The organism is Caloramator sp., assembly GCF_020054765.1.
Lineage (GTDB): Bacteria > Bacillota > Clostridia > Clostridiales > Caloramatoraceae > Thermobrachium > Thermobrachium proteoclasticum.
Map to the genome: position 1 here is coordinate 63,903 of NZ_JAIHAO010000009.1, position 13,335 is coordinate 77,237.

Annotated in this window: 7 protein-coding genes; 6 read left to right on the plus strand and 1 reads right to left on the minus strand. The window is 31.0% G+C overall.

The window, feature by feature from the left end; translation table 11 throughout:
* Window positions 1-3: 3 nt before the first annotated feature.
* Window positions 4-4,824, minus strand: a complete 4,821-nt coding sequence (locus JG776_RS04915) for a cytidyltransferase (protein ID WP_291965248.1) — start codon at window positions 4,822-4,824, stop codon at window positions 4-6.
* A 138-nt stretch (window positions 4,825-4,962) separates the two neighbouring features.
* Between JG776_RS04915 and pepF the strand changes: the two genes are divergently transcribed.
* The 6 genes from pepF to JG776_RS04945 form a co-directional block, all read left to right on the plus strand.
* Complete coding sequence (gene pepF, locus JG776_RS04920) at window positions 4,963-6,756, plus strand: oligoendopeptidase F (RefSeq protein ID WP_291965250.1); 1,794 nt, start codon at window positions 4,963-4,965, stop codon at window positions 6,754-6,756.
* A 505-nt stretch (window positions 6,757-7,261) separates the two neighbouring features.
* On the plus strand, window positions 7,262-7,441 hold the full coding sequence (locus JG776_RS04925; RefSeq protein WP_291965251.1) for a hypothetical protein: 180 nt from the start codon (window positions 7,262-7,264) through the stop codon (window positions 7,439-7,441).
* Window positions 7,442-7,550: 109 nt separating this feature from the next.
* On the plus strand, window positions 7,551-9,341 hold the full coding sequence (locus tag JG776_RS04930) for a M6 family metalloprotease domain-containing protein (RefSeq protein WP_291965253.1): 1,791 nt from the start codon (window positions 7,551-7,553) through the stop codon (window positions 9,339-9,341).
* Between the two features lie 162 nt (window positions 9,342-9,503).
* Complete coding sequence (locus JG776_RS04935) at window positions 9,504-11,180, plus strand: cell wall-binding repeat-containing protein (RefSeq protein WP_291965255.1); 1,677 nt, start codon at window positions 9,504-9,506, stop codon at window positions 11,178-11,180.
* Between the two features lie 179 nt (window positions 11,181-11,359).
* Window positions 11,360-11,857, plus strand: coding sequence for an N-acetylmuramoyl-L-alanine amidase (locus JG776_RS04940; protein WP_291965257.1), 498 nt, complete (start codon window positions 11,360-11,362; stop codon window positions 11,855-11,857).
* 14 nt (window positions 11,858-11,871) lie between these two features.
* The coding region (locus JG776_RS04945) for a peptidoglycan-binding protein (RefSeq protein WP_291965259.1) at window positions 11,872-13,335 on the plus strand (1,464 nt) is incomplete at its 3' end.

A 13,335-nucleotide genomic window follows, 5' to 3' on the forward strand; every position in this document is an offset into this window, starting at 1 on the left:
CTCCTATGTCAAAATTGGTTCAAGTTTTTCCAGTTGTTCTAGGTCATTTTTTAGATAAACAGAAGGTGAAAGTGTAAGGTCGTAGTACATAAACTTTCCGTGTTCTGGATATCTTGGATAAACAAGTGCATCGCCTATATTTTGAAGTGTTAGGCTCCTCTCATTTATGGCTTCGTATTCCTGTTCTATTGCCTCAAGAAGCATTTTTGAGTTTTCTATGCAAACCTTTGAGAGATTGAATATATCTTTTGCTGAGGCCCCCTTTAGGAAGGTTGGAACAGCATATGGGAGTATTAGGTTTACTGATGGTATTAGGTTTCTTTGAGGATAACTGCCTCTAAATAAACTATCTCCACCTATGAAGGGGTAGAGGGCATCTTCATAGAACCAAGCCCTAAGTTTTGGTATAAAGTAAGCACAGTCAACCTCTCTTTTTTGAATATCCATAATCTCTTTTCCTTGACCAGATAATATTCCCACAATTATCTTATGAACATCCACCTTTTCATCCTTTAAAATAGGGTCGAGGGCCTTTATTCTGTACCCCTTATGGAGTATGTCATCAACAAGTATAATAGGCCTATCAAAGCTTGCAATTGTTTTTATCTGAAGCTCAAGGCTTAGGTAATTTGGGTATGGTCCTATTTTAAAGGTCTTTAGGTTAGGATTAAAGAGCTTTTCTGTGTGTAGTGCCTTTGTTACTGTGTTTGGTACAATATTTCTTCTTAATATGTTCCCATAGGGGACGCACATTAAAGGACCGAGGGTTCTTGGAACCATTTGATACGGAGGAACTCCATTTTCTCTACAAATTTTTTGTACGAGCCTCTTGTATATAACGTCCCTTTCGAAAATTAATACAAGATGTCCAGGATAGAGCTTTGTTAGAGCCCTCTTTAAATTTTCCCTTGTTTTAATAATTGCATTTTTTACAGTTTCAGTATTTCTGTAGGGTTCTTTTATTATTGTTTCTATATCAAGAAGTAGGGATATAGGGTAGTTCATATTTACAGCATAACACCTATGATGGATGTTATCGGTTTTAACCTCAATAAAACCGTTTGACAGTAGTAGATTTTGTATTTCAAAATTTTCCTTTATATCAAGTAGGTTTTTATATATAGCATAGTCGTAGTCTTTGCTAATGCAGAAGGATAGTGTTTCAGTTAAGATAAGCTGAGGGAGTTCCTTTATTGTTGAGTTTTTATCTATATACATACCATTAATTAATATAACTCTTCCTACTGCATTTTCCCTTAAAAAGTTAGAAATGGTTGTGTCATTTAGCTCTATATAGAAGGAGTGTGAACGTAGCCAGTGGAAGGCAGAAAAACCTGCTATGCTGTCGTTTTCTTTATCTATTGCAATAAGAAGTCTTGCGGAGGGTTTTGCAAAAAACTTCATCATTTTTTCTTTTACTACATAGAAATTCAGTCTTAAAAGATGTGACAGCTTTTCAACTACAGCCTCCTTATATTCCTCAATAATTTCAAATTCAAAGGGCCAATCTGTTAAAAGGGATTTATATTGAGGTTCTCTTCTATAAAAACCATTTTCATATATATACCTCTGTACAAGAGGATCAACTAAATTAGAAATATCCCTATTTTCATCTATGCTATCTCTTATTTGAGTTGAACTTATGTCCTCGTATTGGGGTGGAAGGTTTAATTTTATAACGTCCCCCTCTATATTTTTTATTGCCTCATCAAACATTTCTTGGCTGTATTCATTTATACTCCTTCTTTCAAATATTAGGTGATTTAGTGTGTGAATGGAGTCTTGTTCCTTTGGTTTTTTATATGCCGAGGCGTTTATTACGACATCACTTCCAACTACAATGTATACTTCAAAATCCTTAAATATTTCCTTTAACCTTCTTATATCTTTTGGATTTGAAATATTTATAGGCTGTGTTTCAGGGAATAGGAATATATTGTTTTCATCTGCAATAGAGAGGGCAGCAATAGTTCTTCGTATTAGGTTTGGCAATGTCTTTTTAGACCAAGAAAACTCATCTATTGCAATATATACCTCAAATCCTAAATCCCTTATTGCCTTTGCTATCTCCTTGTGGCTTAGGGAGAATGGATCGAAAGTTCCTGGCATAAAGGCTATTCGTTTTGGTATATTTAAATTTATTTTTGATATTGTATTTTGTTCAGATATAAACCTATAAATATGGTTTAATGCAGCAGAATTTACTAAGAATAAAAGTTCATCCTCCTCAAACTGACCAATTATAGACAAAAATTTCTTTGCAATTATATTAAAAATTTCCTTTTTATTCTCTAAGGATAGGGTTTTTGAGCCAAAAATCTGAACACCAATACAATTTAGTGCAAATTGTTTTATTTGGCTACTGTAGTTTATAAGACCGCTTAATATAATTGAAATTAATTTATTTAAAATCCTTTTATATTCTTCATCATTTTTTATTTGTGCCCTATATATATTTATGTTTGAAAGTGCAACAGAGGAGGTTTTTAATATAAGCGATGAAACCCTATTGTTTGAAGTTTTTATCTTTTCATAGGAGTCATCTAAAAACTCATTAAGTTCAACTACAGGAAGATAGAGTATTATTTTACCAAGGTAGTTTGGAATATATTTTGTAAATCTATAACCCTCCATTTCAAGGGCACGAACAAGCTCTACTGCGATTTCATTTCTCTGCTCCATTGGTAAAAACTTAATTATATTTAAAATTGATTCACCAGCTTTATTTCTTACAGCCTCAACTGCACTTACCTTAAGAAGATTGCAGAAGTGGAGTGCTGTTTGAAGCCCTCTTTCCTTTGGATTTTTAAGTGCATAATCTAAGAGAATATCTATTTGTATTTTTTTGGTTATCCAGCTTGTTGCGGTTTTAAGGTTGCTCAAGAATATATCTGTTATGTTTTCAAGATTTTTTATGTAGTAGGATAAATATTCATTTACCACAATACTCTCAATTCCTAATTTTTCTGATATATTAAGCTTAAGGAAGTTTTCAGGTGCAGTTGCACTATATTTTATTTCATTTAAAAATATTTTTTTTATCTTTTCTAATGTATCTGGTGATGGAGTATTCTTATTCAATTGAACATATAGTGTATCAAGGGCCATTATTCTAATATGGTGCCTATCGGATAAAAGTCTTTTTATTAAAAAATCATAAAACAGACTGTCCTCACTCTTAAGAGGGATATATTTTGCAGCATCTAATAGGTATAATTCCATTTCCTTTGATAGATTGTCTTTTAAGTAGAATTCCTGTAGAGCAAATTTGTATTCTAACTTTTGAGCTTCACTTATTTTGTTGAATATGGATTTTATAAAAACAGAAAGGCTGTATCCTATCCATTCCTTGTATGTATCTATTATTTTATGGTCTGGGGTAAGCATAAGTGAAACATACCTTTTAAATAGATAGATTGAATCTATATCATCTTTATCTATCTTTGCGTTCTCAGGAAGCTCCTTTCTATATTCTTCATCAAAGGAGGCAATAAGAAGACCTAAAAGTTCAGCAGCCTGTCTTCTTATATCCTCTTCATTGTGCATTAGCTGTTCATACAAAAAGCTAAGGGTAATAATTTTTTGTTTTTGGGTAAGGTATGTTGAATATTCTTCAATTATATCAAGATATGCACGAAGGGATTGGGAGTCCTGTGCATTTCTTGCATTTTCAAGTATCTCATTTAGTGAAAATTCACTTCTTAATTTATGCATAAGCTCTATATTGTGGCTTATTGCTTGGTATTTTATATTTTCTACAATATCATCACCAAACATAAGGGAATAGCATTTATCTTTATATGGAGTTACTTTGTTGTCATTTAAGGATACGTTTATTCCTAAATCTAAAAGATAGTTTTCAAAATCCTTAAGCTTAGAATACACCTTCTTATATCTTAAAATCTTCTTCTCATCAACGTTGTCGAGTTTGTTTAAAATAACATCGAAGGATTCATCAAGACTGTATATGTACATTTGTTCCTTATTGTCTATTTTTTTATTTTTAACTCTAAAGTCGCTGTATATTAGAATAAGTGATTCTATAGATAGATTTTCAAGCTCTAAATCCCAAGTAGAATGGTTTATAGCTATGTTTCTTATGTAGTTTATGTTGTGCTTTTTAAACCAAACATCAGTATAGTAGTAGTGTAGATAGGGAACACGTTTGAGCTCAACTCCCTTACAGCCAAATTTACCTATGTCGTGGCCTGCAGCAGCACCTGAAATTCTTCCAAGGTCAATAGGTAGATTTTTACTCTTTGCCTGCCTTGCAATATATAGGGATAGATAGTGTACTCCGCATACGTGGTCGAGGGTGTTGTAGCCGATTATTTCTTGGTTTAGTTTCATCATTTCATATACATAATCGCCCTCAAAGGCTTCAACAAATTTCTTATATTCAGTAGCGTCCTCAAGACCTCTCTCCTCATCAAGTCCTAAGAAAAATAGAGGATACCTGCTTTGAAAACTTCCGTCATTGGATAGTTTTTGGAATTTTGAAAAAACTTTAAGCAGTAGTAGGTATGTTTCAAATATTGGAAAATCCTCATCATCAAGACTTAAAGTGACAGCTTCGCTGAAGGATTTTGAAAGGGCATATTGATAGACTGCAAATAGAAAGTCGTCGTCTTTTTTGTAGAAGATGCTTATAATCTCCTCAAGACACTTATAGCATCTTTTACAGCTGTAGTCCCTGTTTACTGAGGCTTCATTTAGATTGTTTTTAAAATCTTGTGTATTTAGCAAGTCTATTAATTTTTTATATATGCTTGAGGATGTTATTAATCTTGATTTAAGTATTAGATCTATAAATTCTCCAAACATAAAATCCTCCTAAATAATAGAGTATATATCTTAATATTACAAAAAATAAGGTTATATAGTCAAATTAATCTTTCCATTATGAATTGTATATGGAAATAATTTATAAAATGTGCAATAATTAAGTTAGGAGGTGTTGATATGGATTATAGTTTAATTGAAAGAAAGGATATCCCTAATGAATATAAATGGGATATAGATACGATTTATAGTAACGAAGAGAGCCTTTTAAAGGATGTTGAAGTATTAAGGGGAATGATTGAGGAGATTAAAAAGTTTAAGGGAAGCTTTAAAAGGGGTGCTAAGCTTTTATATGAATGTCTATCCTTAAGGGATGAGGCTGGAAGGCTATGTGACAAAATAACTGTATATTGTTTTATGAAGAGAGATGAGGATAACAACAATACAAAGGGGCAGGAGCTTGCAGATTTAGGAGAGAGGATATCTGTTGAGTATAATAGTGCAACAGCCTTTATATATCCTGAAATTTTAGAGCTTGAGGATGGAACGATAGATAGATATTTTAAAGAAGTACAGGAATTAAAGCTCTATGAGCACGAACTTGAGGATTTGATAAGACAAAAAAAGCACGTTTTATCAGATAAAGAGGAGGAGCTTCTTTCAAAGACAGCCGAAATGGCACAAGGATTTGAAAATATATTTAAGATGTTGAGCTTCGCTGATTTGAAGTTCGATAAAATAGTCGATTCAAATGGTAAAGAGTATGAGTTAACTAATAATAATTATTCACAATATATTGTATCTAAGGATAGGGAACTTAGGAAAAATGCCTTTAAGAGCCTTCATAATGGATTTATGAAGTATAAGAATACATATGGTGCAATGCTCTCATCTAAGGTAAAGTCGGATGTATTTTATGCAACTGTTAGAGGTTTTAAATCTGCATTAGAGGGAGCTTTGTTTTCAGACAACATTGATGTTTCCTTATACAATAGATTAATAGAAATAGTATCTGAAAATATTCCTTCCCTTGATGAGCTTATGAGGCTAAAAAAGAAGGAGCTTAAGGTGGATGAACTTCATCTATATGACCTTTATGTACCAATTGTAGAGAGCGTTGATATGGAGGTTAAATATGATGAAGGCAAGCAAATGGTTAAGGAGGGCCTAAAGGTTCTTGGAGATGAGTATTTAAAAATTCTTGACGAGGCCTTTAATAATAAATGGATAGATGTCTATAGCAACAAGGGTAAGTACTCAGGGGCATATTCTTGGGGAGCCTTTGATACAAAACCATACATTCTTCTTAACTACAATGAAAGGTTAGATGATGTTTTAACCTTATCCCACGAGCTTGGACATTCAATACATTCATATTTTTCAAGAAAAACACAGCCCTATGTTTATTCAAACTATACAATTTTCTGTGCTGAGGTGGCGTCAACAACAAATGAAGTGCTTATGTACTTTTACCTTATGGATAAATTAAAGGGAGAGGCAAGAAGATATATTATAAGTGAATTTATGGAACTTATTAGAACAACCTACTTTAGACAGGTTTTATTTGCTGAGTTTGAACTTATAACCCACACTATGGCAGAAAAGGCAGAAGCACTAAATGGTGAAAGGCTTTCAGAAATTTGGAGAAATCTATATAACAAATATTATGGAAGAGAATGTGTTATTGATGATGAAATAAGTATAGAGTGGGCAAGAATACCACATTTTTATGATGGATACTATGTATATAAGTATGCAACAGGATTAAGTGCTGGAATTAGCATTGCAAAATCCATATTAGAGGATAGAAAAAATGTAGATAGATATTTAAACTTCTTAAAATCTGGTGGAAGTAAGTATTCACTTGACTTATTAAAGGATGCAGGTGTTGATATGCTCTCAGGAAAGCCAATTAGGGATACAGCAGAGGTGCTTAAGTACCTCATTAAAGAGTGCCACATAGGTGAAATGTGACATTTTCAATAAATGGTTAAAGCAAACTGCAACCTGTTAATTAGATAGTTAAAAATCAAAACTTTTTGAGTGTCAATTCTTCGATTGACACTTTTTACTTATGTGAACTACCACAAACTTTATGGAGAAGGAGCTTGTCAGACAATACTCCCATCGCAGCAAATTACTTAACGTTAAAAGTGATATTCCGCCTTCAGTAATACCTATATGTCGTTGATTTTAGATTGGTGTTTGATATATAGTTATTTTATATTTGATTTGGTTAAATTAAATTCATTTCCACTTACTAAAGTTAAGCGATTTTTGTCATTAATTATTTTAAAAAAATTTTTTATTAAATGTATAAAAAGATGCAGAATGGTTAAAATTAATAATGAAAGCTCAAGGAAACCACCTTGAGATGGAAACAGTAGTTTCCATAAACAGAACCCCCCATCCCCCTTAGGGCCGAGAAGCGGCCCATTTTTTTATGTTTTTTTATAATTTTCAAGATAGTAGAGGTATAATGAAGGTACCTATAGTTGATAGCGTATCGTCTCGGAATCCTATATTAGCCTTTGAAGAATTTGAAGATTATTTTCCACTACCAAATGTAAGAAAATTTTTGTTCTTATTTATGGTTTACAAAATATATGACATACAAATAGGTACTAATAAAAATGATGATGAATGCTTTACTATTTGATATAATAATTAAAAGTAGATTTGCTTGATTAATAAAATACAACTCTTTAAGTAAGCAAGATAGCTATCTATTTTAGTATGTTTGTAACATAAGAAAAGGGGGAGTTTAATTGAAAAGGGTAAAGATAATATTTATATTTTTAATTATATTTATATTTAATTTTACAGCTTATGCAATGCCTTCAAGGCAGCAAATAATACAATTTAGTCAGCCTACAGGGGAGACTTTTGATGCAAAAATTATGGGAGATGATAAGATAAGCTGGGTTGAGACAACAGATGGAGAAGTCATATCACAAGGTGAAGATGGATATTGGTATTATTCGCAGTTAAACAATGGAGAGTTAATTAAAAGTAGTTCGAAGTATTTGATTGATAAAAAAACAGATAAATACCTAACAGGTAAAAAATTTTTAAGCAGTCAGTATATAAAAAAATATAGTAGGATACAAAAAAGTGTTCCTGCAAAATCAATGACAAACAATAATATACAACCTATATTAGTTGTACTTGTTGAATATAGTGATATATCTTTGAAATATGATTTGAAAGAGTGGAACAATTTGATTTTTAATTTTCAATACGATTCGTTAAATAGCTATTATAATGAGGTTTCACAGGGTAAATTAATTTTTGAACCAGCTAATGAATTTTATGAAGAAAACGATGGAATTGTAAAAATAAAAATAAATAAGAACCATCCAAACCCAGAAAGGCTTACTTTAACTCAGAGTCAAAAGGATGATATCTATCAAAATATGGTTAAGGATATTATAAATAGTGTTGATAATTATATTGATTTTAGCAGTTTTGATAAAAATAAAGATAAAGTAATTTCCACTGACGAACTACACCTTATTTTAGTAATTGCAGGTTATGAAAGAAGTTACAGTTATACCAGTCTTCCAAGCGTCTGGGGACACAAATGGGGTCTGTATAATGGAATAACATTAGATGGGGTTAGACTATTAGATGAAAATTTTGGTGGAAGTTATATAATGATTGGAGAGAGGCATTCAGATCATATGGCCACAGTTGGTATAATTGCACATGAGATAGGCCACAACTTAGGCCTTCCTGATCTTTATGATGTAGATGGCTCCTCCCTTGGAGTTGGAATACACAGTCTTATGGGTTTAGGTAGCTGGGCTTATGATACTGGATATCCTGGTTCAAAACCTACGCATTTAGATGCCTGGTCAAAGGTAAAATTAGGATTTGTTGAACCTAAAATATTTGATTCAATTGGTTATGTAACGCTAAATTCAATTTTGTCGGGAAGTTATAATATAGTAAAAATATTAACTAAAAATGTCGGAGAATATTTTTTGATTGAAAACAGGCAATTTGAAGGTTTTGATATAGGACTTTTAGGTTATCTAAATAATGGAGGAATTGCTATCTGGCATATTGATGAAAATATAATAGAAAATAATCCATATGAAATTAATTCGAATGAATATCACAAGGGTGTAGATTTAGAAGAGGCAAATGAAGGAAAATTAGGGTATAGCCAGTTAGATAGAAACAAAACAAATGAAGTTTATGACCATTATTATTATGTAGGGAATAATATTACTTTTGACATGACAACAAGACCAAATAGTAACCTTTATGATGGGACAAGCTCCCATTTAAGAATTAATGTTTTAGATAACAGCAGTAGTAGTATGAGAGTAAAAATTGAATTGCTTGATAAATATGGTGACTTAGATAGAGATGGAAGAATAACTAACTCAGATTTACAAATGCTAAAAAACATGTTTTTAAGTAATTCTCCACAATTAGAAAATTTAATAGCAGATGTTAATGGAGATGATAAGGTAACGATTTCAGATTATGTGATTATAAAACAGTATGTATTAAATAAGATTAATTCATTTCCTGTAAATAACAAATAATATTTAAATAATGTTCTTAAATTAATATATTTTTCAATCAATTTTTTATAAAAGATGTATTTTTAATTGGTATGAAAAGAAATATTAGATTGAATAAAAATAGAAGCCAAAAATGATTAAAAAATGGAATGAAAAACTTTAACTTTTATCGGAGGGAAATAAATGAAGTTAAAAAGAATAATTGCTTTTTTGATAGCCTTATTATTGGTTTTAAGTCTTCTACCAATTTCAAAGGCAGATACAGTTAATTTTACTATTGAGATTGGAAGCGGGGAAGGAGGAAGAGGACAGTACGTAGAAATTCCTATTTATTTCAATAATATACCAGCTAATAATATAATAGGGGCATGTTTTGATATAAAATATGATAATACAAAATTTTCTATAACAAATGAAGATGTAATTCCAGGAGAGCTTATAATTAATCCAAGTGTAGATTTTAGTGCATCTATAAATGAAGTAGAAGGGAAAATAACTTTATGGTTTGCAGATGAAACTGGAGGGGATAGGCCAATAACCAATAGTGGAGTTTTTGCTACAATTAAACTAAAAATTTTAAATAATGCGGAGTTTGGTGATTATCCTATAAAAGTTATTAATAATAAAGGTATAACAGATGGAAATTTAAATGAACTTAAAGATATAACAAATTATATGGATGGTCAAATAACTGTAAAAAATATCTATGTGCCAGTAGTGGGTATAGAAATAACCGACAAGGTAAAGGTTTTAAGGGTAGGAGAAGAGATAAGTTTAACAGTAACTGTTATGCCAGAGAGTGCAAGCAATAAGAGTGTTGTATGGGAAAGTAGTAATTTAAATATTGTAACTGTAAATGAGAACGGAAATGTAGAAGCCCTATCTGAAGGAGAAGCAGAAATAAAGGTTAAATCAGTAGATGGAAACTTCGAAGATAAGTGCAAGATATATGTATTAAATCAAAATCAGAATACTTTAAGTTTCAGATATGCAGGTACAAATAGATATATGACGGCAGTAGAAGTTTCAAAAAAAGGTTTTGATAGAGCAGATACAGTAGTGATTGCAGGCGGTAATGATTATCCTGATGCACTTTGTGTAGCACCTCTTGCTAAGAAATTTAATGCACCAATTCTTTTAGTATCAAAAACTGGTATAATTAAAGAGATTGAAGAAGAGATAGATAGACTTGGGGCAAAAAAAGCATATATAATTGGTGGAACGGCTGTTGTTCCTGATGAAATAAAAAATCAATTAGAAAATAAAGGTATGGTAGTTGAAAGAATAGCAGGAAATAACAGATATGAAACAGCCTATGAGGTTGCAAAATTATTAAATTATGATAAGGCTGTAATAGCAAGTGGAGAAGTATTTGCTGATGCACTTTCTATTTCGTCTATTGCAGCAAAAAATGAATGGCCAATATTATTAACTAGGAAAACTCAATTGCCTGATAAGACTATAGAGATAATAAATAATAAAAGACCCAAAAATGTATACGTTATTGGAGGTACAGCAGTAATATCAGATTCTGTTTTAAATAGTATACCAAATGCAAAAAGAATAGCTGGTAACGATAGATATGAGACTAATGAAAAAATAGCTCAAGAGTTTAAAGATGAGTTGTCCTATGAAAAAATATTTATAGCAACAGGAAAAAATTTTGCTGATGCATTGTCAGCAAGTGCGTTGGCTGCAAAGACAGATTCCTTTGTGTTTTTAACAGGTGATAAAGTAAAAGATTCAACAAAAAATTTGGTGTTAGCAAATAGAAAGGATACAACTGTAACAATAATATTAGGTGGTGATGCAGTTTTACCAAAGGAGATTATTGACTTACTTGCTGTTCCTATAAAATAATTTTGGTGGCTAAATAACCCTGTTTGATTGTATAGATTATATCAAGCAGGGTTGTTTTTTTTATAAAAATTTTATTGTCAAAACGTATAAATATATAGGTGAAATTGCTGTTAAATTATTGAAATTGGTGTTGTTTTAAAGTATAATTTAATTAAATTAAAAAGGTGGGGGTGAATATGGTGAAATTTTATAAAAAAATTACATGCCTTCTCATTTCTATGTTGATTTCATCAAACATAGTGTTTGCAGGTATGCTTGATGGAAAAAAGATTGTATTAGATGCAGGGCATGGTGGTAAAGACCCAGGTGCGGTTTATGGTGGGTTTAAAGAAAAGGATATTAATATGGATATAATAATAAAAACATTTAATATATTAAAGAAATTTGGGGCGGAAATCATTTTGACAAGAAATGATGATGAATATGTAAGCTTACAGGATAGGGTTAAAAAAGCAAATGAAAGTCAGGCAGATTTGTTTATCAGTGTACATAATAATGTATCGGCATATGAAAAGGATGGACAAGTTATCATTAATTCCGCTGTAAATGGCACAGAGGTATATTATAGTTCAAGCAGACCTAATATAAAAATTCAAAAATATGTAGAGTATAATGGTAGCAGGTATGAGTATGTTAAGGAAGAAAAATTAATGGAGTTGATTATGTTTATATATTAGTTGATAAAAATTTGATGAAGGTACCAAAGAATCAAGTTAAGATTGTAGATAATAAAACATATCAGGCACAAGATAGTGTAGATTTAGCACAGATGGTTTTAGATGGAATAACTTCCTTAGGTTTTAATAATAGAGGTGTTAGAGATTCAAATTATTATGTTACTAAATATACAAATATGCCATCTATTTTAATTGAGGCAGGATTTATGACAAATTCTAATGATCTTGAAAGGATCACCAATGAAGAAATTCAAGAAAAGATAGCATATAAGATTTCTGATGCTGTATATAAATACTTTGAGACCGATGAAAAAAATAAAAGAAAATCTTTTGGGCATATTAGGGATCTTGAGTTTATTATTTCAAATAAGTATGCATTAGTTGGACAAGCTATTGAATTAAGATTAGATGGAATAAAAAATTATGATGATTATGTTTATAAACTGGAGATAAAGAAAGATAATAAAGAGGTTTATTCTAATGTATATGGAACCGAATATAGTTATAAATTTACTCCACAAGATGATGGAATTTATGATGTGACCTTCTATTTAAAACAAAAGGAATCAACTAAGGAATATGATGATAAAATATCAGGTAATTTTATTGTGTTTAAGTCTCCTAAAATAAAAGATGTGATAATGTCAGTTCAAAGGATGGATGTAAATAAGCCCATAGTTTTTAATGTGGTTAAGGAGTTTGGAACTATAGAGGGTGTGGATTATAGTTTTGATGTGTATTTAAATGATAAAAAAATAGAGTCTAATACAAGTAGTACAGGAATTTTTTCTTTTACACCAAAGAGTGAAGGTGAGTATAAACTTGTTGTATATTTAAGGGATAAACTAAGTAACCAAAAATTTGATGATATGTTTGAAACCAAATTTGTTGTAGGAAATTATAAAGATATTTCAAGAGGAGGTAATCCTCCTTCTGAGAATACTGATAATAAAGAACAAAACGAACAAAAAGAAAAAACAAATCAGCAAGAATCACTTGAAACTGTAATGCAGATAAAGTATACAAGGCCCTTAAGGTTAGGTATAAGTGGACAAGATGTAAATGAGCTTCAGGAGGCATTAAAGAGACTTGGGTATTTAAAGATAGATAAAACAACAACGTATTTTGGAAATATGACAAGGGATGCAGTTATGGCATTTCAAAGGGCAAATAAATTAACAGTAGATGGAATAGCAGGTCCAAACACAATAAGTAAAATTAATGAAGAATTAAATAAGCAAGTAAAAAAAGAAACAGAAAAAGAGATAAAAACAGAAGATACAAAGAATACAACAGTAAGTGAAAATAAAGCTACAACAAAGACGGAAGAAACTGTAATGCAGATAAAGTATACAAGGCCCTTAAGGTTAGGTATAAGCGGACAAGATGTAAAGGAGCTTCAGGAGGCATTAAAGAGACTTGGATATTTAAAGATAGATAGAACGACCACGTATTATGGATATATGACAAGAGATGCA